Source organism: Streptomyces sp. NPDC058579, from assembly GCF_042718575.1.
GTDB lineage: Bacteria > Actinomycetota > Actinomycetes > Streptomycetales > Streptomycetaceae > Streptomyces.
Window position 1 is genome coordinate 64,663 of record NZ_JBHXPI010000018.1, and the last position, 23,907, is coordinate 88,569.

18 protein-coding genes are annotated in these 23,907 nt (G+C 69.9%); 8 read left to right on the top strand and 10 right to left on the bottom strand.

Annotation, left to right across the window (positions count from 1 at the left end):
- Positions 1–22: 22 nt before the first annotated feature.
- On the top strand, positions 23–3,382 hold the full coding sequence (gene lanM, locus ACFWRO_RS21070; RefSeq protein WP_384512383.1) for a type 2 lanthipeptide synthetase LanM: 3,360 nt from the start codon (positions 23–25) through the stop codon (positions 3,380–3,382).
- A 1,131-nt stretch (positions 3,383–4,513) separates the two neighbouring features.
- Here the strand turns inward: lanM and ACFWRO_RS21075 are convergent.
- Positions 4,514–5,419, bottom strand: coding sequence for a terpene synthase family protein (locus tag ACFWRO_RS21075; RefSeq protein ID WP_384512385.1), 906 nt, complete (start codon positions 5,417–5,419; stop codon positions 4,514–4,516).
- 400 nt (positions 5,420–5,819) lie between these two features.
- Positions 5,820–6,557 carry a dienelactone hydrolase family protein gene (locus ACFWRO_RS21080; RefSeq protein WP_384512387.1) on the bottom strand — a complete coding sequence of 246 codons (738 nt, stop codon included), beginning with the start codon at positions 6,555–6,557 and terminating at the stop codon, positions 5,820–5,822.
- Positions 6,558–6,971: 414 nt separating this feature from the next.
- On the opposite strand from ACFWRO_RS21080, the gene ACFWRO_RS21085 reads away from it, so the two are divergent.
- On the top strand, positions 6,972–8,201 hold the full coding sequence (locus ACFWRO_RS21085; RefSeq protein WP_384512501.1) for a cation:proton antiporter: 1,230 nt from the start codon (positions 6,972–6,974) through the stop codon (positions 8,199–8,201).
- A gap of 240 nt (positions 8,202–8,441) precedes the next feature.
- On the top strand, positions 8,442–9,086 hold the full coding sequence (locus tag ACFWRO_RS21090) for a LysE family translocator (RefSeq protein ID WP_384512503.1): 645 nt from the start codon (positions 8,442–8,444) through the stop codon (positions 9,084–9,086).
- Between the two features lie 136 nt (positions 9,087–9,222).
- Here ACFWRO_RS21090 and ACFWRO_RS21095 read toward each other — a convergent pair whose 3' ends face one another.
- The 3 genes from ACFWRO_RS21095 to ACFWRO_RS21105 form a co-directional block, all read right to left on the bottom strand.
- Entirely contained in the window at positions 9,223–9,729 is a 507-nt protein-coding gene (locus tag ACFWRO_RS21095; RefSeq protein ID WP_384512389.1) for an Ig-like domain-containing protein, read from the bottom strand.
- A 212-nt stretch (positions 9,730–9,941) separates the two neighbouring features.
- Positions 9,942–10,964: an IPT/TIG domain-containing protein gene (locus ACFWRO_RS21100; protein WP_384512391.1), complete on the bottom strand. Its 1,023-nt coding sequence runs from the start codon at positions 10,962–10,964 to the stop codon at positions 9,942–9,944.
- A 214-nt stretch (positions 10,965–11,178) separates the two neighbouring features.
- Positions 11,179–11,928, bottom strand: a complete 750-nt coding sequence (locus ACFWRO_RS21105; protein ID WP_384512393.1) for an IPT/TIG domain-containing protein — start codon at positions 11,926–11,928, stop codon at positions 11,179–11,181.
- A gap of 856 nt (positions 11,929–12,784) precedes the next feature.
- Here ACFWRO_RS21105 and ACFWRO_RS21110 point away from each other — a divergent pair.
- Positions 12,785–14,662 (top strand): N-acetylmuramoyl-L-alanine amidase, encoded by a 1,878-nt coding sequence (locus ACFWRO_RS21110; RefSeq protein WP_384512395.1) that lies wholly within the window; start codon positions 12,785–12,787, stop codon positions 14,660–14,662.
- A gap of 59 nt (positions 14,663–14,721) precedes the next feature.
- On the opposite strand, the gene ACFWRO_RS21115 is transcribed toward ACFWRO_RS21110, so the two are convergent.
- The gene (locus ACFWRO_RS21115) at positions 14,722–15,687 is read right to left on the bottom strand and encodes a pirin family protein (RefSeq protein ID WP_384512397.1); all 966 of its coding nucleotides are present in this window, start codon (positions 15,685–15,687) and stop codon (positions 14,722–14,724) included.
- Between the two features lie 142 nt (positions 15,688–15,829).
- Here ACFWRO_RS21115 and ACFWRO_RS21120 point away from each other — a divergent pair, with 142 nt between their 5' ends.
- From ACFWRO_RS21120 to ACFWRO_RS21130, 3 genes are all read left to right on the top strand, one after another.
- A complete protein-coding gene (locus ACFWRO_RS21120; protein ID WP_384512399.1) occupies positions 15,830–16,174 on the top strand; it encodes a tetratricopeptide repeat protein in 345 nt (114 codons plus the stop codon).
- A gap of 43 nt (positions 16,175–16,217) precedes the next feature.
- Positions 16,218–16,646, top strand: a complete 429-nt coding sequence (locus ACFWRO_RS21125) for a DUF6153 family protein (protein ID WP_384512401.1) — start codon at positions 16,218–16,220, stop codon at positions 16,644–16,646.
- A gap of 97 nt (positions 16,647–16,743) precedes the next feature.
- Positions 16,744–17,409: a DUF305 domain-containing protein gene (locus ACFWRO_RS21130; protein ID WP_384512403.1), complete on the top strand. Its 666-nt coding sequence runs from the start codon at positions 16,744–16,746 to the stop codon at positions 17,407–17,409.
- Between the two features lie 59 nt (positions 17,410–17,468).
- Here ACFWRO_RS21130 and ACFWRO_RS21135 read toward each other — a convergent pair whose 3' ends face one another.
- A complete protein-coding gene (locus ACFWRO_RS21135; RefSeq protein WP_384512405.1) occupies positions 17,469–19,139 on the bottom strand; it encodes an amidohydrolase in 1,671 nt (556 codons plus the stop codon).
- 31 nt (positions 19,140–19,170) lie between these two features.
- The gene (locus ACFWRO_RS21140) at positions 19,171–20,610 is read right to left on the bottom strand and encodes a purine-cytosine permease family protein (RefSeq protein ID WP_384512407.1); all 1,440 of its coding nucleotides are present in this window, start codon (positions 20,608–20,610) and stop codon (positions 19,171–19,173) included.
- A 141-nt stretch (positions 20,611–20,751) separates the two neighbouring features.
- Here ACFWRO_RS21140 and ACFWRO_RS21145 point away from each other — a divergent pair, with 141 nt between their 5' ends.
- Complete coding sequence (locus tag ACFWRO_RS21145) at positions 20,752–21,366, top strand: TetR/AcrR family transcriptional regulator (RefSeq protein WP_384512409.1); 615 nt, start codon at positions 20,752–20,754, stop codon at positions 21,364–21,366.
- Between the two features lie 21 nt (positions 21,367–21,387).
- On the opposite strand, the gene ACFWRO_RS21150 is transcribed toward ACFWRO_RS21145, so the two are convergent.
- A complete protein-coding gene (locus ACFWRO_RS21150; protein ID WP_384512411.1) occupies positions 21,388–22,272 on the bottom strand; it encodes a 3'-5' exonuclease in 885 nt (294 codons plus the stop codon).
- Positions 22,269–23,720, bottom strand: a complete 1,452-nt coding sequence (locus tag ACFWRO_RS21155) for a dihydrolipoyl dehydrogenase family protein (protein ID WP_384512413.1) — start codon at positions 23,718–23,720, stop codon at positions 22,269–22,271. The genes ACFWRO_RS21150 and ACFWRO_RS21155 overlap by 4 nt, the downstream gene beginning before the upstream one ends.
- Positions 23,721–23,907: the final 187 nt, after the last annotated feature.

A 23,907-nucleotide genomic window follows, 5' to 3' on the forward strand; every position in this document is an offset into this window, starting at 1 on the left:
CCTCGCCCTGGACCCGGTATTCATGAAGAGCCACGACGACCACGTCATATCCGAGCTGCTGCGGACGTACCTTCCCGAGCTGTCCTCGCCCGAGCTCGTCCAGCAGGTCGAAGCGAGACTGCGGGCCGTCCCCGGACGCGGCGCCGGCACCGACACCGGCCCCGGCCCCCGCGACGAAGGCGACCGGAGCGCCGAACCGGCGGTCCCGGCCCCGTCCGCCTACGATCCGGCTCTCGACACCGACGGCCTCTTCCACGACTACTTCGCACACTTCGTCGAGCCTTGGGCGGACCTGGTCCGCGAGGGCGTCCGGTCCTCGGCCGTGGTGGCCGGCGACAACACGATCGTCGTCGACTTCATGGCCAACCAGAGGGACCTCGTCTGCAGGACCTTGATCCGGACCCTGGTCGAGGAGCTCTACCAGCGCCGTTCCCGAGGCCTCCTCGACGGCCGCACGACGCAGGAGCGCTACGCGGCCTTCCGCCGGTGGACCAACAGTGAGGCCGGGCACCGCAGCCTGAACACTTCCTACCCCGGTCTGTTCCAGACCGTCGACCGACGGGTCGGGGCGTCCGCGCACTACGTGCTGCGCGTGCTCGCCGAGGTGGACGACCACGCGGCGCAGGTCGCGGACCTCCTTCCGGCCCCTCTGGGACCGGTCGCGGTCACTCGGATCTCGCTCGGCGAGGGCGACACCCACAACGGCGGCACCTCGGTCGCGCAGATCGCCTTCAGCGGCGGCGGCCGCGTGCTGTACAAGCCGCATCCCATGGACGCGGAGGCCGGCTACCAGGACTTCGTCTCCTGGATCAACGGCTGCCTGGGCACCGACCTGCCCACGGTGCGGATCCTGCCGACCGCGCAGGGGGGCTTCGCGTCCTACGTACCCACCGAGGCGTACCGCGGGGAGCAGCGGGACTACTTCGCCCGCATCGGCACCATCGCCGGCGTCCTCCACCTTCTGAAGGCCACCGACATCCACTTCGAGAACGTGGTGTCGTGCGCGGCCGGGCCGGTGGTCATCGACACCGAGACCCTGCTCTCACCCCGTCTGAACGCCCCCGCGGCGTACGACGACGGTGCGGCCTCCAAGATCGGTGCGCTCGCCCTCCAGGAGTCGATCATCGGCTCCGGCCTCCTCCCCCTGGTCGTACGGGCCGGGGAGACCGGCCCCGGCCTGGACATCGGTGCCATCGGCTACGACAGCGGCCAGCGCGCCCCGTACAAATCCCTCAGCCTGAACAACGCCGGCCGCGACGACATGTCCCTGACGATGGTGAACACCCACACCACCGCGGCCAACGCCAACCTGTCGGTGGGGCGGGCCACCGAACTGCCGGTGGGGGCCCAACGCGACGCCATCAAGGCGGAGTTCCGCCGTGTCCTGGAGTTCGCGGCCGCCCACCGTGACGAAGTGATGGCGGCCATCGAGACCTGCCTCGGCGACGCCCGGTTCCGGCACGTCAACCAGGCCACCATCTTCTACGCCCAGCTGCTGCGCATGGCCACGCACCCGGACGCGCTGGCCGACCCTCAGGTGCGCGCCGCCGTCCTGCACCGCGCCGTGCTGCGCACCGGTGACAACCTCGCCCTCGCGGACGAGGAAGTCCGACAGATGGGCGAAGGTGACATCCCCTACTTCTCCTACTCGGCCCGGAGCCGGGCCCTGCACGCCGGTGGGCGCGTGGTGCGCGCCGACGCCTTCACCGAACCCCCGCTGGAGACGGTACGGGCCCGTATCCACGCCCTGGACGACGAGACCATCGCGCGCGAGCTGCGCCTGATCGACTACTCCTTCGTCAGCAAACTCCCCACGGACCAGGAGGAGACGGGCTTCGCACCGCTGAGGGCGCCCGGCCTGCCCGCCGTCCGAGTAGGGCGCCCACGCCTGTTGGGGGAAGCCGAACGCATCGGCGAAGACCTGCTGACGACGCTGGTCGCCAGTACGGATCCACGCCACCCGGCCACCTGGATAGCCCCGCAGGTCACCACCGACTCGCAGAGCCAGTGGAGCCCGGGCACCCTCGGATTCGACCTGTACGGAGGCAGTCCCGGCCCCGCCCTGGTCCTGGCCGGCCTGGCCCGCGCGACCGGCCGGTCCGACTTCGCCGACGCGGCCCGCAGGGTCCTGGACCCCGTCGAGGAGCAGCTGCGGGGCGGGCACCTTGCGGCCATGGGTGTCTCCGTCGGCGGCATGACCGGCCTCGCCGGCACCGCGTACGCCCTCGTCGTCGCCCGTGAACTCCTGGACGAGCCCGACCCGGAACGCCCCGCGGACCTGGCCGTCGAACTGGCCCGCTGCTGTGGCGCCGACGTCGGGACCGACTACCTCAGCGGGATGGCCGGAGCCCGGACCGCACACGCGCGCCCGCGCCACGGCCTCACGGTCACCGGCGGCACGCTGCTCTCCCACATCCGCCACGCACTCGCGGCGCTCGCCTCCCCGCCCCGGCCGCCCGCCGCCCGCGAAGGCCACCGGGTGACCCCCGAGGCGCTCGGCTGGCTCGAAGCCCGCACACAGGCGCTCGAACGCTACGAGAACGGGGCGCCGGTCTCCCTCCCCGCCCTCTACCTCGCCGCCAGGACCGAGTACCAGCAGGTGACCGGCCTCCTGGCCGACGGCGGGTACGACGGTGCCACCGGTGCCAGGCTCCTCCTCCTCGGGGCACGCGCCGCCACCGTCTGCGGATGGCTCAGCAGCACGCTGGGGGAAGAGGCACGGGCCGAGCGGTACGACCTCGCCGCGATCCGAGCCGCGACGGCCGCGGGTTCGCGACGGCACGTGGCGACCTACATGTCGCAACTGGCCATCAGGCACCTCATCGCGGGCGCCGCCCACGACGCGCTCCAGCTCGCCCACGCGGCGCGCGCCGTCGTCCAGCGCCCCTCCGGCACGTTCGCGGTGTCCCTCCACGTCAAGGAGGCGCTGGCGCTGGCCCGGCTGAACGAACCCACGGCCACCGACCGGGCCCTCGGCCAAGCCCGCGACGCGTTCGAGCGGCACACCCCCGATGAGCGGCCCGCCACGGCCCCCGCCGACACCATCGTCGACGAGACGTACCTCGACATCGGTCAGGGCAACGCCTTCCTCTATATGGGCCGGCCCCGCAAGGCCCTGCCCTGCTTCGCCTCGCTCTTCGACCACACCCCGCACCACGCCCCCGCCTCCCCCTACACGGCTCGGCGCCTCCTCTACGTGGTCGATGTCCAACTGGCCCTGGGAGACGTCGACGCGGCCACGCGCAGCGCCCACCGCGCCACGGCCCTGACCGGGCAACTGCCCCCAGGCCTGGCCCGCCAGTACGGCCAGCGCTTCGCGCCGCACCGCACCCGACCGGCCGTAGGCGACCTACTCGACCAACTGTCCGCCCCCGCCGCCTGAGTGTTCCTGCGTCAGGGCGGCAAGCGCGAACATGGTGGTGAGGTGGGGCGAACCGAAGTACACCGGCAGGCGCCCCAAGCGGAAGTAGGCAGCAGGGGGCCAGGACCCATCGGATTGCTGGCTGCGTGCCAGGCAGACCCTGCGGTCCTCTTGGCCCTCCCCGATCCTCATGCAGTCGGCAGCGAGGATCCACAGCGCCAGGTCGAGAGGACTGCGGGGGTGCCGAACGTGCTGAGTGAGTTGTTCACGAACAGCCGCCCCCAAGGCATCTCCCAGGCATTCAGCGTGGTCTGGGTACCGGGCGTAAAGGCGAGCCGCAGCGTGCAGGAATGCCTCGATCGTCGGGTAGTAGCGCGTCCCGTGCAGGCATTGCCGCGATCTGAGGTGGTCCCGCACGTAGTCCATGGTGGCCGTAATCACCCGATCGTCATCGGAACTCTGGGACCCGACTAGGAAGATCGTGTGCAGGGCGTTGGCGCAGACCACCGCATCCTGTTTTAGCCACGCGGATCGGCGTCGGGTTCCTTCCCGTCTTCCCAGTAGACCATCAAGGTGTCAGGGCGAGTTTCAGGTGCATTCGCATGGATGGGTGCCGCCGCTTGCAGCAGCTCTCGGACACATGCACGGACTTCCTGTTCGGGCAGCAGGCCATGGCGCTGTAGGCCGAAGACAGCGATGGCGGTGCAGTCAGTGTCAGCGGCGAACGACGTCATGGCTGGAAAGAAGGCGAATCGGTTTCCTCGCCGACTTGCCTGAACCTCACGAGCCAGGCATGCACTAACGCTATTTCTGTGCACCGCCGAAGCGTTCAGAAGGGCGAGCCCCTGCATAGCCGTGAACGCCTCACTCTGCAGCCCGAAGCCGATGTCCCTTCCGATACATCGGCGCACCTGGTCTCGCGCCTCTTCCCCAGCGAAGGGATCCCTGAACCCAGGATCCAGTGACACCAGGGCAGAAGGCAGCCCGGTTCCCTGGACTTCACCGAGCAAGTATTCCCACCCCCGTTCCACCGCATCACGGCACAGCCTGGAAACGGGCACCGCTTCTCCAGATGGCATCACGAGAGTGCCCTCCTTGAGCTGCCAGAAGAGTCACTGACCCAAGGTGTTCGAAGCAGTCATTCAGCGAAGTTCACGGAGGCTGCACCTCAGAATTCAGCAGCTGATCAGGCTTGACGTAGCGTTCAGGGTTGTCATGACGAGCTGTCGTTGCCTGGTTCACGAGATGCTGCAACAGATGGCCGCACTGCTTCAGATTTTCCGGTGATCTTTCCCCGGTCAGGACCGTGAAGGCCTTGTTGAAGCGATCCAGCGCCTCGCGGCGCATTCGATCGATAGCCGACGCGGCTTCCTCTGTGCTGACGGCGTGCTGATACCGCCACAGGCATACGAGGTTGGGCTCACCCTTCGCGGCATCTCGCTTGTACGAGTAAAGGTCGTTGCCCAGAAAGTAGAAGACTGTCGCTGATTGCATGGCACTATGAAGCAACGGACTGCTGTGCTCCTCGGGAGCGAGCGGGAAGTCCCAGATGAGGAACCAAAGCTCCATCCACTGTTGGACGTAAATTGTCACGAGCCGGCATTGCCAGTACCGATCGAAGTCAGCAGAGGCCGTCCCGCGCATGACGGAGTTTCGCAGCAGATACTCGTCGAGGAGTTGTCCGCGGAGTTCGATGAATTTTTCCATCGATTGACGGGATTCGCGCAGCCGTCGAATCAGGTCGGCGTGAGCGTGCACAATCGGCCTGGTCGAGCGCGCTTGCTCACCTGTCAGATTTCTCCTGAACTCACTGAACAGCTCGGGATAGTCCTCGTGCTGATAGTCATCGAGATAGAAGAAGGACACTGCCAGATCCATGCAGGCAAGTGCGCGTTGCTCCTCTGACGCGGCAGGCCATGAACAGTGCTTGACCCAGGTGGCAACTGTATAGAGGATCGGCGCGATCTCCTCTTGGATGCCGAAATGCCTGACCCATCGGTTGAATTCTCCTGGAATCCTGTCCCGATGCCTTTCGGCGAGATCATTGTAGTTTTTCACAGAGCCCTTCCCGTCCTCCACTGGAGTTCGAGATCCGTCCGGACCGTGACGGGCGCGACACGCGGAACTTCTCCGCCGGCACATTGGCTCGCCACCCGGGCTTGCCGCTACGACAGACCCCGTCCCGCCCGCCATGCGACAGGTGATCCACGCGCAGCGAACGGCTGGGTACGACCATCGCAGGGGAAGGGTCCCTAGCGGTGCTCCAGAGCGGGAGATGCCCGCCCAGTGCACGCCGGAAACCAACGACAGGCCCCCTGCAGGCATTCACTGCGGCAGTTGCGAACGCGGTTCCGCGATCGGGTATCCGCCCGAATGCGGTTGTGCTGTGTGGACTTGAGGAGAGGGGACTGTCAGTGCCCGGCGCCGACCAGGCCGGGCGCCGGCATGCTGACCTGGGTCATGCCCCCAGATCCTCCGTCACGGGCAGGCACTCGGCGAGCAGGTCGACGACGTCGTGCCAGGCTCGCTGCGCGTGCCGTGGGTGGTAGCCGACGCCGGGGACCACGGGGTGGTCGACCGGCGGGTGGTGGAAGGCGTGCAAGGCGCCGCCGTAGACCGTGAGGCGCCAGTCGACGCCCGCGGCCTGCATCTCGGCAGCGAACGCGTCCCGTTGGGCGGGCGGCATGATCGGGTCTTCCGACCCGACCCCGGCCCACACCGGGCAGCGGATGCGCGCGGCCTCGCCCGGTCGGCCCGTGGTCAGTGCGTTGACTGTCCCGATCGCGCGCAGGCTGACGCCGCCGCGCCCGAGTTCCAGCCCGACGGCGCCCCCGGTGCCGTAGCCGACGGCGGCGATCCGGCCGGGGTCGGTCCGCGGTTCGGTGCGCAACACGTCGAGCGCCGCATGGCCGATGCCCCGCATCCGGTCGGGATCAGCGAGCAGCGGCAGGCATCGGGCCAGCATCTCCTCGGGGTCGCCCAAATAGCGCCCGCCGTGAAGGTCGAAAGCCAGCGCCACATATCCCAGTTCGGCGAGAGCATCGGCCCGGCGGCGCTCGACGTCGCTGAGCCCCATGCCCTCCGGTCCGAGCAGCACCGCGGGCCGCCGGTCGACACCGGCCGGGAGCGCGAGGTGACCGATCATCGTCAAGCCGTCGGCCGGATACTCGACCGCACGCGTCGTAATCGTCGTCATGAGACTGAACTGTAGTGATCGTCGAACCCGGTCCGGCTGCTGTTCTGCCGCTGGCAGAACAGCCAACTCGCCTGCTGAAGCAGCAACTTGACAACACAATCGAAGGGCCTATAAGTGGATGTGGGGCTTTTCGTGCTTGACGGAACGTCAGTTGGTCAACGGGGTATCTCCTTGCCGGGTCCGCCACTGGGCCAGTGAGAATCCGACTTGCCGGGCTGAAAGTCCCGAGCCGGGGGCCTTCAGCCGTGAACCCCTTCGTGGAGCAGCTGACGTTGCGTCGCTCTTGGCAGTTCCGCGGGAAGGGTGGACAGCCAGGACCGGCTCCGCCCCACAGTTCAGCTCGCTTGCCGACGCAGCATGCCCTCACCGCGCTGCCGCCCGTACGAGCCGAACATCAAGGGTGGAGACGGACGCATGGACCCGCAACAGACCACTTCACTCCTTGCAGGCCTCGCTGTCATAGTCCTCCTGGCGCGCCTGCTCGGTGCGCTGGCCCGACGCCTGGGCCAGCCGGCGGTCATAGGCGAAGTGCTCGCCGGCGTCGCACTGGGGCCGACCTTCTTCCAGGGGGCAGTCAGCGAAGCCCTCTTCCCCGACACCATCCGGCCCTTGCTCAGCGCCCTGGCCGCAGTCGGTGTCGCCGTTTTCATGTTCCTCGTCGGCCTGGAGTGGGACGCCACCCTGATCCGAGGCAGCGGAAGGCTCGCCGCAACCGTCTCCCTCAGCTCCATCGTGCTGCCCTTCGGACTCGGCGCAGCCCTGGCCTTCTACCTGATGCACGACCACGGCACCGACAACAAAGTGGCGTTCGTGCTCTTCATGGGCATCGCCATGTCGATCACTGCGTTCCCCGTACTGGCACGGATCCTCACCGACCGGGACATGGCCCACACCCCGCTGGGTGTGATGGCGCTGGCCTGCGCCGCCATCGATGACGTCCTCGCCTGGGCGCTGCTCGCGGCCACGGTCGCCATCAGCGAGTCGGCCGGCCCGGAGCAGTGGAGGATCCTGCTCACCATCCCCTACTTGCTGGGCATGCTCTTCGCCCTGCGCCCTCTGCTACGCCGGATCGCGGTCCAGCGGACCAGACACGGGCAGACGCCGACCACGCTCGCCTGCATCCTCGCGGGTCTGCTGCTGTCCGCCGCCGCCACCGAGTGGCTGGGACTGCACTACATCTTCGGTGCGTTCCTCTTCGGCGTCATCCTCCCCCGTGCCGATACCGAGCGGCTGCGCGGTGAAGTGCACGACCGCCTCGGCCAGGTGAGCGGCACGCTGCTGCTGCCGGTGTTCTTCCTGGTCTCCGGCCTACAGGTCGATCTCTCGGGTCTCGGCGTGGTCCGACTCGGCGATATGGCGCTCATCCTTCTGGTGGCCGTCGGCGGCAAGTTCGTCGGCGCGTACGCCGCAGCCCGCCTGAACCGGATGCCGGTCTGCCAGTCCGCCGCACTGGCCACGCTCATGAACACCCGCGGCCTGACCGAACTCATCGTCCTGAACGTAGGCCTGCAACTGGGCATCCTCGGCAGGGAACTGTACTCACTCATAGTCGTCATGGCGCTGGTGACGACCGCCATGGCAGGTCCGCTGTTGACCTGGCTCCTGGGCCGCGAGGGGCCTCGCCCTTCTCGGACAGTCGCCTGAAAGCCTCTCTCACCTGGCGGCCCGCCGTTTGTCTTCGGTGCCGGTGGTCAGCTTGGTGTTCTCAGTACCAGCCGTGGATCTGCCATTGCCGGCTGGCGTGAGGTGCTCGGAGAAGCCGAACGGCAGGGCCGTATCCTGAGGCAGACGACGCAGGCACTGCCGATGCGTTGCAGCCGTCCGTCACCGTCGGGCGCGCCCACGCCGGGTACCGGGTACCCAGCAAACGATGGGGAGTTGACAGTGATCAGTCTGGCCGCAGTGGGTGGAGTGGCCCTGGTCGAATTGGGCATGGCCCTGACTCCGGGACCGAACATGATCCACCTCGCCTCCCGCGCGATCACCCAAGGCCGCAGGGCCGGCCTGGTGAGTTTGAGCGGGACCGCCGTGGGATTCCTGTGCTATCTGCTGGCCGCGGCCGCCGGCCTGTCCGCCTTGTTCGCCGCCGTACCGCTGGCGTTCACGGTGGTCAAGCTCGCCGGGGCCGCCTACCTGGCCTACCTGGCCTGGGACATGCTCAAGCCCGGTGGCCGCTCACCCTTCGCCCCCGCCCAAGACCTGCCTCCCGTCTCCGACGCCCGACTGTTCTCGATGGGGCTCCTGACCAACCTGCTCAACCCCAAGATCGCTCTCATGTACGCCGCCCTTCTGCCCCAGTTCATGGATCCGCAGGCGGGTCCGGCCTGGGCGCAACTGCTGCAGCTCGGCAGTGTGCAGATCATCGTGGGGATCTCCGTGAACGCTCTGATCATGCTGGGCGCGGCACGGGTGTCGGGGTTTCTGGCTGCCCGGCCCCGTGTGATGACCGCCCAGCGGTTCGCGGCAGGGGGCCTGCTCGGCGTCTTCGCCCTGCGCACAGCACTGTCCCGCGGTCCTGTCTCGGCCTGAGCCACACACGTGCACGAGGCAGCTGCGGCATCGAGGTTGAAGGCCTCCGGCGCGGTCTGGGACAGTTCCGCACCGGAAGCCTTCAACTACGGGGCGTTCCCGCGATTCTGAGTCGTCGTCATGTGCAGTGGTGGGTCTAGTGCGACTGCCGGTGGGGCTGGGTTTCGTACTTGGTGATGTTGACGGTGTTGTTGATGTCGCCGGTGGAGAAGTTGATCAGTCCGCCGCAGGCGAGGAGGCAGAGGCCGGGGGTCGGGTCCGGCGGCGTCGGGGCGGCCGTCACCTGGACGGTCGTGGTGCTGTTGGAGGCGTCGCACTCCGAGTTGCCGTTGTAGGAGGCGGTGATGGTGTGCGGGCCGACCGTGTTGAACGTGGTGGTGATGCTCGCCTGGCCGTTGGCGTTGACGGGCACGGTGTCGAGGTCGTCGGTGCCGGCGAAGAACGTCATGCCGACTCCGCCGGTGGGGTCGCCGGTGCAGTCGACCGTGGCCGTCAGCTGCACCGTGGCGCCCACCTGGGCGGTCTGGGGAGTGGCCGTCACTGTGGTTTCCGACGGTACGGCCCAGGCCGGCGAGGCCAGGCCCAGCACCGCGGCCATGGCTGTGGCGACGACGAGTCTCCCTCTGCGTGGTGTGAATGTCACCGGTTCGGCTCCTTGATCTGTCGCAGGTCCCGCAGGGTGCGGGTGCCATGGCGGTTCACGCTATGGGGATCTCCTGCGCCTTCCAGGGAGGCGGTGCCCGAAATAGCCTGGTTGGATCAGCAGCCGAAAAGGTCATCGGAATTCGAGCGCGAAAGCGATCCGCGGGGCCGAACGAGGTATCTCCGGCGGCTCCTTTCCCATCCGTCCGCGTGTCAGATCCCTGGCGCGGCCACCCTGGTGTAGGTCAGCCCGGGACCGGTGCCACCCACCGTGGTGACGGTCACGGTGACAGGCCCTCCTGCTCCCGCGGGTGCGACAGCCGTGATCTGCGTGTCCGACACGACGGTGAACGGCACGGCCGTGCCACCGAAGGAGACAGCCGTGGCCGAGGCCAGATTCGCGCCGATGAGGGTGACCACGGTGCCCGCGGACGTCGGACCGCTGCTGGGCACCAGCGAGGTCAGGGTGGGCGCGGCGACATAGGTGAAGGCGACGGGGTTGCTCGTGCCGCCGGGGGTGACCACCGTGATCGGTGAACTCCCGGTCCCCGCAGGGGCGGTGGCCGTGATCTGTGTCGCCGACACCACGGTGAAGGACGCGGCGTTGGTGCTCGCGAACCGTACGGCACTGGCGTTGAGGAGATTGCTCCCGGTCAGTGTGATGATCACGCCACCGGCCGCCGGCCCCTGGGCTGGGGCGGCACCGGTGAGGACGGGAGGCGCGGCATAGAAGAAGAAGGCGTCCGGGGCGCTACTGCCTCCCGGTGTCGTGACGGTCACCACCGCGGCACCGGCACTTCCCGCCGGTGTGACGGCGGTGATCTGGGTGGCCGAGTTCACCACGAAGGACGTCGCCGGGACTCCGGCGAAGGTGACCGCCGTGGCCCCGGTGAACCCGGTTCCCGTGAGGGTGACGCTGGTGCCGCCCGACGTCGGACCGCTGCTGGGCGCCACACTCGTGACCACCGGCACCGGCGCCACGACATAGGTGAACGTCACCGAATTGCTGTTGCCGGTCGGATGGACGACGATCACCGCGGCCGCGCCCGCGGCGCGGGGCGGGCTGACAGCCGTAATCTGGGTGGCCGAGTTCACGACGAACGAGGTCGCGTTGGTGCTGCCGAACCGTACGGCCGTGGACCCTGTCATCCCGGTGCCGGTGAGAGTGACGGTGGTACCCCCGGTGGTGGGCCCTTGCGAAGGATTGATGGTGCTGATCGTGGGCGGCATGAGCATGCTCCTATGACAGCCTGGGCGAAGCCCAGGGTGACGCGGATGTCCGGTCCGGGCCGGGAGAGACCGCCGTGCCCCAGGCGTCGGCGGATGAAGGCCGCCCGCTCGCCGAGGAACACGCGGTCGGCCGGGGGAAAGGGCGAGAACCACCGCTCGGAAAGCAGTGGCCAAGGCGGACTGCCGCCCGGTGAGGACCGGGCGGCAGCGGGGACGACGGTCAGATCCCCGGAGGCGCGACGTAGGTGAACGCGCCGACCTCCGTGTCGGAGCCCGCCGGGTTGGTCACCACCACGTCGACCGCACCGGCGGTGCCGGGCGGGGTCACCGCCGAGACCGTGGTGGAGTTCACCACGGTGAACGGCGCGGGGGCGCCGTCGAAGGTGACCGACCCGGTGGTGCCGAGGTTGGTCCCCGTGATGGTCACACCCGTACCGCCGGACGTCGGACCGGAGGCGGGCGTGACGGCGGTGACGGTGGGAACGTCCACGTAGGTGTAGGACAGACCGTTGTTCGTTCCACCCGCCGTGGTCACGCTCACTCCGACGGGACCGGCCGCCGCGCCCGCCGGCACGACGACGGTGAGCTGGGTGTCGGAGACGACGGTCGGCGTGGCGGAGTTGGCACCGAACGACACGCTGGTGGCCGTCGCCAGCCCGACACCGTTGATCGTGACCGTGTTGCCGCCCGCCAGGGGGCCGGACGACGTCGGCCCGAGCGAGGACTTGAACGGGGCCCCGACGTAGAAGAACGGTATCGGGTTGCTCGTACCGCCCGCGGTGGTCACGGTCACCCCGACGCTGCCGGCGCCCGAGGGCGACACGGCCGTGACCTGGGTGGGTGAGACGTTGGTGACGGCGGTGGCCGGCTTGGTGCCGAAGGTGACGGCGGTGGTGCCGGCCAGGTTCGTGCCGGTGATGGTCACCAGCGTGCCACCGCCGGTGGATCCCTGGTTCGGAGAAATAGGCATGGAGAGACTCCCTCGCTCACAGGACTGGGACTGCGGACGCAGCGAAACCTGGGGGCCGGGCCGCCTTTAGCGGAAGACCTCACGGGAGGACGGACGGCTGAACCGTGCCGCCTGCTCAAAGGAGTTCCCTCGTGGGCACACAAAGGAAGAACCGGCAGGCGCCGCCCTTTATCGAAATCCCCGGTCTGGGATGGGCGGCCCACCGGTTCGCTGCCTCAAGTACCCCACAGCAAGCGCTCTCTGACAAGGCGTCATTTGAGACAGTCGTAAATGCGACAACCAAAGGGCCTGGGTACCACCGGCGCACGCCGTCGGCCTCCGTCAGGTCGGCACACATCGGCTCACAAAAGAACCAGTCGGCACCGCACAAGCGGCACCGACTGGCGATCCAACCCCTCTCGGGTGCCCATCGTGACCCCGGCGTACCTGCGCTCTCCCCACGTGTGGAAAGCGACAGGAAACTCCAGCACCACGCTTCCCGAGCGGTACGGGCTGCCCATTGGTTGGAATAGATCCAGTAACGCAGGATCCTGGCATATGCAACAAGTTCTACGTCTCGGTGTTCACCCGATCGGCGTAGCGCCCGGGTCAATGGCGGGAGGGGCGGTCGTGGGACAGGAGTGGGACGGGCGTGGATTTCCCGATCGGCACGTCACCGCCATGCCTTGCGTCAACTGCTCCGGTGCGGTGACGGGCCCGCGTGTGTTGGGCGTGTCGGTCGGACCAGGAAGCTGTCGCCCAAGGGATTGTGGCGGCCACAGGACCGGCCTCGAAGACAAGCTCCGACCGTCATAGCGAAACGGGACATGGTGTGGTCAGAAGACGAAGGGCACGACGGGGTCTAAGCGCGGCGGGTGTGACGGTAGCCCTCATCTGGGGCTGCGCCGCCGCTGGGAACGCCCGCCCGTCCGAAGTGACACCGGGTGGCTTCGAGCGGGCGGCGGAACAGGCGGCAGCAGAGTTCGGAGTGCCGAAGGAAGTCCTTCTGGGCGTCAGCTACGAGTCCTCCTGGTGGGAGGGCAACCATGGCCGCCCGAGCACCAAGGGCGGCTACGGCCCGATGCACCTGACCGACACGACGTCCGGGAAGACGTACGCCCACCGCCCGGGCGAAGGGCCGGTGGATGCCACGGGCACCGACGACCCTTCCGAGCACACCTTGCAGGCCGCCGCCGCGATGATCGGCGTCGCACCCCAGACGCTCAAGAGGGACGAGCTGCAGAACCTCCGAGGAGGCGCCGCTCTCCTCGCCTCGTATCAACGGCAGATCACCCGTGAGTTCTCGCCGGACCCAGGCAGCTGGTACGGGGCTGTGGCACGGTACAGCCAGGCCGCCGACACCGCGACGGCCGGACGGTTCGCCGATGGCGTGTTCACGGTGATCCGCACCGGTCAGCAGCGGGTGCGCGAGGACGGCCAGACGGTGTCGCTGTCGAAGCGGCCGGAGGTCCGTCCCTCGAAGTCACAACTCGCCTCCCTGAGGTTGCGAACGCTTCCCGCCGCGGCGGTGCCGGAGTGCCCCGGCGAGCTGAACTGCCGGTTCGTGCCCGCTGCTGCCTCGAACTACCAGGTGGCTACACGGAACTCCCATGGCATCGACGTCGACTTCATCGTCATCCATGACATCGAAGGGCCCTACGATGCGGGAATCAGCTGGTTTCAGGACCCGTCCAGCGGGGTTTCCGCGCATTACGTGATGAAGGCCGACGGCAGTGAGGCAACCCAGATGGTTGCCACCAAGGACATCGCTTTCCACGCCGGGAACTACTGGGTCAATCTGCATGGCGTCGGTATCGAACTGGAGGGGTACGCCGCCCAGGGTCCCACCTGGTTCACCCCGGCCCAGTACAAGGCGACTGCCGCGCTGGTGGTCTACCTCGCACGGCGCTTCGACGTCCCACTGGACCGCAAGCACATCATCGGACACGACAACGTCCTCCCACCGAGTCCGGCCCGCGCACCGGACGCACACTGGGACCCCGGCCCCTACTGGGACTGGGAGAAGTTCATGGCTCTCCTCGATGCCGATGCTGGTGCTGATGCCGATGGCGATGCCGTCCCGAAACTCCGGGCGGAGGGAGGAGCCGGAGGGGAGAGCATCGGCATCGGACAGGCGGTCATGATCGCCCCGGAATACGGCAAGAACTCGCAGACGGTTACGGTGTGCGATCCGAAGTGCCATACCCAGACCCAGCCTTCGAACTTCCTCTACGTCCGCTCGGCGCCCGGCGACGATGCCCCGCTCGTATCCGATCGCGCACTCCATCCGGACGGAGCTGCGGCAACCAACCGCATCGACGACTGGGGAGCCACCGCGATGTGGGGGCAGGAGTTCGTCGTCGCCGACGTGCGAGGGGACTGGACGGCCATCTGGTTCGGTGGGCAGAAGGGATGGATCCACAACCCGGCAGGCATCCACACCCTCCCCGCCCCGAACGCGCGGATCGTCCGCCCCTCGAGTGGGGCGGAGTCTGTCTCCGTCTACACGACGGCCTACCCTCGCGTCGACGAGTACCCGCAGGGAGTGGCCGCGTCAGACCAGACGCGGTTCGGCATGTACGCGTTCCCACAAGGGCAGGCGTACGTGGCCGCTCGCACACCTGTAGGCGCCGACGACTTCTTCCCTGCCACACCGACGCGCCCGGAGGTCGTGGTCACTGGTGACCAGAAGTACGACGTGATCCAGTACAACCGCCGCCTTGCCACCGTGAACCATGCGGAAACGCGCCGCTGACACCGCGATCCGCGAAGCCCAAGAGCCCGACCTTCGTCAGCGGGGCCCGTCAGCCCTGGTCAGCGCACCCTCCCCCGCGGCTTCAGTGGAGTCGCGGGCAGTTCCGGGGCCGGAAGTGGAGCGCCGTCGTAGCCCTTCACCTCGCCGAAGAGCGTGCCGTTCGTCCACGCTTCGCGAGCCTCTTCGATGTCCTGCTGCGAGCGCCCGATCCAGTTCCAGAACATGACGATCTCCTCCTCGAACGGCTCGCCGCCCAGGAGCATCAGGCCGGCGTCGGAGACCGCGCGCAGAGGGAGTTCGCGGCGGCCGCAGCCGAGGTAGAGCATCGAGCCCGGGAGGACCGGGACGCCGTCGACGTGGGCCTCGCCCGACATCGACAGGACCGCGTACTCGAAGTCCGGGTCCAGCGGGAGGTTCGTCTCCGTGCCCGCCGTCAGGGCGAGATCCGCGCCGATCAGGGGGCTGTACGTCGTGCCGGGCGAGGTGGCGCCGTCGAGTTCACCGAGGATGACCGTGGCGGTGAGGCCGGCGGCGGTGACCTGCGGGAGGTTCGCGTGGTGCTGGAAGTGCGGCTCGACGTGACGGTGGGCGTCCGGGAGGGCCACCCAGAGCTGGGCGCCGTGCAGGTAGCGGGCGTGGGACTGCGGGCTCTCCTCGGAGTGGGAGATCGCCCGGCCCGAGGTCATCAGGCCCAGCTCGCGGGAGCGGATCGTCTCCAGGCTGCCCGTGCTGTCACGGTGCAGGACCTCGCCCTCGTGGAGCCAGCTCACCGTCTGCAGCCCCATGTGCGGGTGCGGCGGGACCTGCATGCCGGGCTCGTCCGCGATGTCGTCCGGGCCGTAGTGATCGACGAAGGCCCAGGCGCCCACCATGCGGCGGCCCAGGTTGGGGAGCAGGCGGCGGACCTCGGTCGACTCGCCGAGCTGGACGCGACGTGGGCTGAGGAGTTCCCGGACCGGCTCCGCGACGACGAAGCCGCGACCGCCGCAGACGGTGAGGGCGGCCTGACGATCAAGATTGCTCATGACGCTCAACCTATTCCTGTCGGGGTACGACGTGGGTGTGTCTCCACGCCGAAATAGTAGTGGAATGTTCAACTAAACTCAGGCGTTGACGCGAGTGCCACCCCTTCGGGTGGCAGGGTAGGGACGCCACTAGGGAGCGCAAGTGAACGACACGTACTACGAGTTCGGTACGGCCGCCGAGCGCTGGGACCGCGCGCAGCTGTTCTTCGAGGCCAAGGAGTACATGACCGCCGCCCGCATCCTGCGCGGACTCGTCGCCGAGCACCCGGAGCAGACGGCCCAGCGCCTGCTGCTCGCCCGCGCCTACTACCACTCCGCCCAGCTCTCCCGCGCCGAGACCGAACTGCGCGCCGTCCTCGACCGCGACCCGGTGGAGCACTACGCCCGCCTGATGCTCGGCCGCACCCTGGAGCGCCAGGGCCGCCACGCCGAGGCCGCCCCGCACCTGCGGCTCGCCGCCGCGATGAGCGGCGACCTTCCGGAGTGAGCCCGGGGGCCGTTCTGTAGGCTCCTCGCAGGAGGTGCGGGGCGTGCGTACGGGACTGGTGGGGCGGAGCGACCTCAGAGTGGCAGGTGCCCTCGCGCACCTGCTGCTCGTCGTCGTGCTGGCCCTCGGCGTCTTCGTGATGCACGCGGTCGGCCACCCGGAGGGCGCCTCCGAGAGCGGGGCGGACCGCATGACGCATGCCTCCGCTCCCGCGCACCACGGCGGGACCGAAGCCCCCGGCTCCGAGACCTCCGGCTCCGACGCCCCCGACTCCGGTGCGCACGGGGACATGGCCACGCTCTGCGTGGCCGTCCTCGGCGTCTGGGCCCTCGCCCGGGTCGTCCTCGCCGCCCTCGGGCGACACCCCGACTGGCTGGTCCGGCTGCTCGACCGCCTCCGGCCGGCGCTGGGCCCGAACGCCCCGCCGCCCATACCTCCCGACCTCGCTCAGCTGTCCGTCCTGCGGATATAGGCCGAATCGCCGCCGCGGGCCGCCTCGTGCTGCCCGCAGAAGCCACCTTCAGCCTTTCCGACAGCACACTCACACAGCACACGAGGTGTCCACAGACATGTCCGCCTTCAGCAACCCCTCCGCCCGAAAGCTCGCGTCCCGCGGCGCGGGCGCCGTCACCGCCGTCGTCTTCGCCGGTCTGCTGCTCTCCGGCTGCGGTGCCGGGACGGAGTCCGGCGACGCCGCCAAGACCCCCGCGTCCAGCACCGACCGCGCGTTCAACGACGCGGACGTCACGTTCGCCCAGGCGATGATCCCGCACCACCAGCAGGCCCTGGAGATGGCGCGGCTCGCCAATGGCCGGGCCGAGGACGCCGGCGTCAAGAAGATCGTCGCCGACGTCGAGAAGGCCCAGGACCCGGAGATCCGGACCATGCGGTCCTGGCTCAAGGCCTGGGGCAAGCCTGAGGCCCCCGCAGCTCCCGAAGGCTCCGCGGCCTCCGGTGGGCACGGCGGCGGCCACGGCGGTGGCGGCGATGCCGGCGGCTCCATGGCCGGGATGATGTCCGAGCAGGACATGAAGGAGCTCGCGGCCCTGCGCGGCAAGGCCTTCGACCGGAAGTTCGCCGAGCTGATGATCGCCCACCACGAGGGCGCGGTCGAGATGGCCGAGGCCGAGCGGAAGAACGGTCGCGACGCCACGGCCAGGAAGCTCGCCGATGACGTCGTACGCACCCAGTCCGCCGAGATCACCGAGCTGAAGAAGATCCTCGGCCGGCTCTGACCCCGGCGCCGTACCGGCGGGCTCCCGCGTCCCGGGGGCCCGCCGGTACGGGCGTGGGCTCAGGCGCCCACGCGCGCGTGAACGACCTCGCCGCCGACCACGACGGTCTCGGCCACCGTGCCGGGGATCTCCTCCGGGTCGATGCGGAGGATGTCGCGGGAGAGGACGACGAAGTCCGCGAGCTTGCCGACGGTCAGCGAACCCCGCTCCTCCTCGAGGAAGTTGGCGTACGCCGATCCCATGGTGTAGCCCTCGACGGCGGTCGCGACGTCGATCGTCTCCTCCGGCGTCCAGGGCTCTCCCCCGCCGTTGAGCGCGCGGCGGGTGACGGCGGTGTAGATGCCGACCATGGGGTCCATCTCGGCGACGTTCCAGTCGCTGGAGAGGGCGAGGACCGCGCCGGCGGCGTGCAGGCTGCGCAGGGGCCAGGCCTTGTGCCAGCGGTCAGGGCCGATGTTCTCGGCCCAGTCCTGTCCGGGTCCCGCGATGTCGGGTGCGGCGTGGCGGGGCTGCATGCAGGCGACGACGCCGAGTTCGGCGAAGCGCGGGGTGTCGGCCGGGTCGAGGCACTCGACGTGGACGACCTGGTGGCGGGCGTCACGCGGGCCGTTGACGGTACGGGCGTGGGCGACGGCGTCGAGAACCGTACGGATGCCCCGGTCGCCGGTGGCGTGCACGAAGCACTGGAAGCCGCGCGCGTCGAGGCCGGTGAGCAGGTCGGCGAACTCCTCCGGCGGGTAGAAGGTGTCGCCGCGGTGGTGGCCGCAGCCGGCGTACGGCTCCAGGAGCGCGGCCGTACGGGGCTCGACGACGTCGTCGATGTACAGCTTGAGCGGTCCGACGCGCAGCCGGTCGTCGGCGAACTCCTCTGCCGCCGCCTCGAATTCGTCAAGTTCGGCGTCGGTGGTGCCGCGCGGGTGGAAGAGGGCCGCGACGATCCGGGAGCGGAGCCGGCCCTCGGCGCGGGCGCGCGTGAACAGGGCGAGGTCGTCCAGGGAGTTCTGCGGTTCGACGACCGTGGTGATGCCGAACGCGATGGCGTCGTCGAGGGACGTGGCGAGCCTGCCGTACTGGCGGTCCGGCGAGGCCCACGGCACGCCGAGTTCCCGCAGGGCGCGGTGACCGGCGCGGGAGAGGCCCTTGACGGCGAAGTCCTTGACGAATCCGGTGGGTTCACCCGTCTCGGGGTCGGTGACGGCGGTACCGAAGGGCAGGTCGGTCCGGTCGCGGGTGACGTCGAGCGCGCGCAGGGCGGCGGTGTTGAGCCAGGCGGTGTGCACGTCGTAGCTGAGGACGAGGGCGGGGGTGTCGCCGGTGACGGGGTCGAGGTCGGCGGCGGTGGGCATGCGGCCGCCGGGGATCGCGGAGTAGTCGAAGGCCTCGGCCTCGATCCACGGGGCGTCGGGGTGGGCCGCCCGCCACGCGCGGATCCGCTCGTGGATCACGTCGAGGGTACGGGCACCGGCGAGTTGGACGCAGGCGTCGTCGGAGCCCAGGCGTACGTGGTTGTGGGCGTCGATGAAGCCGGGCAGGACCAGGCGGCCCCCCGCATTGACGACCGTGGTGTCGGGGCCGGTCCAGCGCGCGGCGTCGGCGTCGGACCCGAGCCACACGATGCGTCCGTCGCGCACGGCGAGCGCCTCGGCCTCGGGCAGCTGGGGGTCGACGGTGTGGATCCTGGCCCCGGTGAGGACAAGGTCGGTGGGGGCGGGGATGGGGGTGCTGGTCATGGCGGCTGAACTCCTGTGCCTGGCAAGGGTGTTACGGCTGTACGGGGGTGGCGGCGCGGCGCGCGAGGACGACGTACACGAGCGCGGAGACGGGGGCGCCGAGCAGGGTGAGGTCGGCGCCGCCGAGCGGGGCGACGAGGGGGCCGGTCCAGAGCTCGGAGTCGCAGGTCAGGGCGGCGAAGACCATGCCCGCGAGGAGTGCGGTGAGGCCGGCGGGGTGCCAGCCGCCGCGGTACCAGTAGGCGCCGTGCTCGCCGGCGTGCAGGGCCGCGGAGTCGTACGTACAGCGGCGCAGCACCATGTCGGCGAGGAAGACACCGCCCCAGGGGGCGAAGACGATGATCAGGAGGCTGAGGAAGGCGAGCAGCGAGGTGGTGAAGTCGATGAGGAACAGCGCGCCGAGCGAGCCGAGCGCGGTGACGGCGGCGCTGATGACGATGGCTCGGGCGCGGGTCCAGGGGATGCCGAGGACCTGGAGGTTCAGGCTGGAGGAGTAGAGCGTGATGATCGAGTTCGTCACGGATCCGCCGAGGACCAGGGCGAGGAAGAGCGGCTGGAACCAGCCGGGGAGCAGTCCTTCGGCGCCGGCCACCGCGTCGGTCATGTCGGTCTGCGTCGCGGCGGCGACTCCGGCGACACCGAGGGCGACGGAGGAGAGGAAGCCGCCGAGCGCGCCGCTCCAGGTGAGGGCCTTGAGCGAGGTGGTGCGCGGCAGGTAGCGCGTGTAGTCGGCGGGCATCGGGACGTACGAGAAGGGGCCCGCGAACATGACGACGAGGGCGAGGCTCCAGGCGGAGACGCCGGGGACCTCGGCGGGGGCGGCCGTGTCGGCGCCCGGGAGGACGAAGACGAGCAGGGCGGCGAAGCCGAGGGCGAGGGCGTAGGCCATCCAGCGTTCGGCGAACTGGACGGTGGCATGGCCCCAGAGCGCCACGGCGAAGGTCATCGTGAGGGTCACGAGCAGGGCGAGGGCGCGGGCCGTGTGGCCGCCGGCCCAGCCGAGGTCGGCGAAGAAGGCTTCGAGGGCGAGGGTGCCGACGACCGTGTTGACGATGGTGTAGCCGATGCTGACGATCCAGTTGAGCAGTCCGGCGGGCCAGTTGCCGCGTACGCCGAAGGCGGCGCGGGAGATGACGAGGGTGGCGGTGCCGGTGCGGACGCCGCTGAGTCCGGCGGCGCTGATCGCGAAGAAGGAGAGACCGCCGATCACGACGACGGCGGTGGCCTGCCAGAAGGAGAGGCCGAAGGCGACGGCGAGGGCGCCGTTGATGACGTAGGTGAAGGTGAGGTTGGAGCCGAACCAGAGCCAGAACAGGTCCTTGGCGCCGCCGTGGCGCTCGGCGTCCGGAATGGGGTCGATGCCGTGGCCCTCCACCTGGAAGACCTCGTCCTTCAGGGCCTCGCCCTTCGGGCCCCCGTCGCGGAAGGTCTCGTCACGACCGGTGTCCGGTGCTCTCTCCTGGTGCAGCATGCCCACTCCCCAGACTTTGAATGACGTTCTAGAACTTAGAACAGGGTTCAAGATGTGCGAGAGGTGACGGCCGCGTCAAGACCTCCGGGACCTGCGGTTAAAGTCGTGACCTGTCAGGTGACGGGGACGGAGGCGGAGCGGGTGGCTGGGGCAGCACGACGGCGCGACGGGCACATCACCCAGGAGCGGATGCTCGAGGAGGCCATGGCGGCCATCGCCGAGGACGGCCTCGCGGCGCTCACCATGTCGGCGCTGGCCGAGCGCCTGGGGACGAGCGGCGGCCACATCCTCTACTACTTCGGCAGCAAGGACCTGCTGCTGCTCGCCGTACTGCGCTGGAGCGAGGCCGCCCTCGCCGACGAGCGCCGGGCGCTGCTTGCCCGCCGGCTGACCGCCGAGCGCAAGCTCGACCTGTTCCTGCGGCTCTATCTGCCGCACGGCCCGCGCGATCCCCGGTGGATGCTCTGGATCGAGCTCTGGGCGCGCATACCGGCGAACGAGGCGCTGCGCGAGGCTCAGCGGGACCTCGACCGGGGCTGGCAGGAGGATCTGGAGGCCCTGCTCACCAAGGGTGTGGCCCAGTCCCGCTTCGCGCCGATGGACACGGACGAGGTGGCCGCGCGCGCCTCCGAACTCCTCGCGCTCCTCGACGGCCTGAGTACCCGTGTGGTCCTCGGCGAGCAGTCCGGCCCGGCCGCACGCCCGGCGCTCGACGCCGCCCGGTCGGCGGCGGCGCTCCTGGTGCCGCGCGGCTGAGCGGGCCCGAAGCGAGCGGGCTCAGCGTGCGGGCGCGTTCCCCGGGGGTTCCCAGGGTTCGGGCGCGGTGTCGGTGAAGGGCCAGTCCGGGGCGTCGGGGTGGCGGCGGGTCTGGTCGGCGTACCAGCGGATCTGCTCGGTGTGGAGCGCCGGCCGGGACAGCTTGGCGAGGGCGGGGTACGAGTCCGCGATCACCTGGGCCAGGGCGAGAGCGGCCTCGGCGTCCGAGGCGGCGTCCCCGGGGTGGGCGTGCGGGACGCCGTACCACTCGGCGACGGCGCGCAGGGAGCGGCGGCCCGGGCGGTAGCGGTCGGCGTGGCGGTCCAGGACCAGGGGGTCGCAGACGGGGGCGACCCCCTGCGGGAGCCGCTCGGTCAGCGGGGCCAGGCCGTGGCGCCGGAGTTCGGCGTGGAGGGTGGTCAGGACGTACGGGGAGAACCAGACGACGAGCACCTCGTGCGCGGCGAGGTGGTCGGTGAGGACGCTCGCGAGTTCGTCGAGGGCCTGGGGCGCGGGGGCGCCTTCGGCGCGGGCCCGCTCGACGGCGGCGCCGAGCGCCGCCCCCTCTTCGGATACCGGAATTCGGAGATTGGATCCAATATCCATGATCCAATCTCCGATATATCCGTCGGAGCCCCGCACCGACGCGGAAAGGATCCGATCCACGGCCGTCCGGTAACCGGTGGACACGATGTCCACCGCCAGGAGACGACGGTGGTGCCAGCCCTGCAGGTTCAGCCGGGCCGGCGGCGCCGGTTCGGGCACGTGCCCCGGATGGAAGACCTGCCAGCCGTCCGACGGGCCGTGGCCGTGCCGGAGGACCCCCGTCCCGGCCGGTACGACCGCCCCGCAGACCGCGCAGGGACCGTCGTACTCGTTGGTGAGGTCGGGGGCCCCGGGACTCATGAGGTCCCCGCACCGTCCCGGTACGCCTCGAGGAGCCGCAGCCAGGCCTCGCTCAGCGTCGGGTAGGAGGGAACGGCGTGCCAGAGCCGGTCGATCGGGACCTCTCCGACGACGGCGATGGTCGCCGAGTGGATGAGTTCGCCGATGCCCGGCCCGACGAAGGTGACGCCGAGGACGGTCTCGCGGTCCAGGTCGACGACCATCCGGGCGCGGCCACGGTAGCCGTCGGCGTAGAGCCCGGCGCCCGCCACCGAGGTGAGGTCCAGGTCGACGGCGCGGACGCGGTGCCCGGCGCGCTCGGCCTCGGCGAGCGAGAGCCCGACGGCCGCGGCCTCGGGGTCGGTGAAGACGACCTGCGGCACGGCGGCGTGGTCGGCCGTGGCCGTGTGCGCGGCCCAGCGCCCGTTCTCCGGGAGCGAGGCGCCGGAGGCGCGGGCGACGATGGCCGCTCCGGCGATCCGCGCCTGGTACTTGCCCTGATGGGTCATCAACGCCCGGTGGTTGACGTCTCCCACGGCGTAGAGCCAGTCGCTGCCCTCGACCCGGAGGGTGTCGTCCACCGGGAGCCAGGAGCCGGGCTCCAGGCCCACGGTCTCCAGGCCGATGTCCTCGGTGCGCGGGCTGCGCCCGGTCGCGAACAGGACCTCGTCGCCCTCGACCCGGTCGCCGCCCTCCAGGACCACCGTGACGGGCCCGGTGCCCCCGTCACGTACGACGGCGGCGACGGACACTCCCGTACGGACGTCGGCGCCGGCCTCGGTGAGCGCGTCGGCGACGTGGTCGCCGACGAAGGGCTCCATGCGGGGCAGCAGGCCCTTGCCGCGCACCAGGACCGTCACCTGGGAGCCGAGCGCCTGCCAGGCGGTCGCCATCTCCGCCGCGACCACTCCCCCGCCGACCACGATCAGCCGGCCGGGGACCTCCTTGGAGCTGGTCGCCTCGCGGCTGGTCCACGGCCGGGACCCGGTCAGTCCCGGCAGGTCGGGCAGGGCGGCGCGGCTGCCGGTGCAGACGGCGACGGCGTGGCGGGCGGTGAGGAGGTGACGGTCGCCCTCGGGCCCTTCGACGGCGACCTTCCGCTCGCCGACCAGCCGGCCGTGGCCCCGGTAGAGGCGGGCGCCGGTGGAGTCGAGCCAGCCGACGGCGCCGTCGTCCTTCCAGTCGGAGACGTAGTAGTCGCGGTGGGCGAGCACCGCCGCCGCGTCCAGCGGCCCCTGGACCAGCTGTCGCAGCCCGGGGACCTTGCGGGCGTCCGATCGGGCGATGGCAGGACGGAGCAGCGCCTTGCTGGGCATGCAGGCCCAGTACGAGCACTCGCCGCCCACCAGTTCGCTCTCCACCACGGCCACGCTCAGGCCCGCCGCCCTGGCCCGGTCCACCACGTTCTCGCCCACGGGTCCCGCGCCCAGGACCACCACGTCGTACTCGTGCTCCACCTCGTGTGTCATGCGCCCCAGTCTGGTGGCAGGTGTGCGCCGTGGCCACAGGGGAAGGCGTGGCGTGCACGCAGGGGACACGCACGGTGCACCCGGGGAACCGAAGCCACGCACGCGCGGGGCGGCGCGGAATAGCGCGGCTCGATACGCGGTTGTGCGGGGCGAGTCCCCAGGGGACCGTGAAGGACACCCGCCAGGA

Coding starts and splice junctions, on each gene's coding strand:
- lanM (WP_384512383.1), top strand. CDS start 23: ATGAAGAGCCACGACGACCACGTCATATCCGAGCTGCTGCGGACGTAC.
- ACFWRO_RS21080 (WP_384512387.1), bottom strand. CDS start 6,557: ATGACGACGATTACGACGCGTGCGGTCGAGTATCCGGCCGACGGCTTG.
- ACFWRO_RS21150 (WP_384512411.1), bottom strand. CDS start 22,272: ATGAGTCCCGGGGCCCCCGACCTCACCAACGAGTACGACGGTCCCTGC.
- ACFWRO_RS21135 (WP_384512405.1), bottom strand. CDS start 19,139: ATGACCAGCACCCCCATCCCCGCCCCCACCGACCTTGTCCTCACCGGG.
- ACFWRO_RS21155 (WP_384512413.1), bottom strand. CDS start 23,720: ATGACACACGAGGTGGAGCACGAGTACGACGTGGTGGTCCTGGGCGCG.
- ACFWRO_RS21140 (WP_384512407.1), bottom strand. CDS start 20,610: ATGCTGCACCAGGAGAGAGCACCGGACACCGGTCGTGACGAGACCTTC.
- ACFWRO_RS21105 (WP_384512393.1), bottom strand. CDS start 11,928: ATGCCTATTTCTCCGAACCAGGGATCCACCGGCGGTGGCACGCTGGTG.
- ACFWRO_RS21130 (WP_384512403.1), top strand. CDS start 16,744: ATGTCCGCCTTCAGCAACCCCTCCGCCCGAAAGCTCGCGTCCCGCGGC.
- ACFWRO_RS21085 (WP_384512501.1), top strand. CDS start 6,972: ATGGACCCGCAACAGACCACTTCACTCCTTGCAGGCCTCGCTGTCATA.
- ACFWRO_RS21100 (WP_384512391.1), bottom strand. CDS start 10,964: ATGCTCATGCCGCCCACGATCAGCACCATCAATCCTTCGCAAGGGCCC.
- ACFWRO_RS21115 (WP_384512397.1), bottom strand. CDS start 15,687: ATGAGCAATCTTGATCGTCAGGCCGCCCTCACCGTCTGCGGCGGTCGC.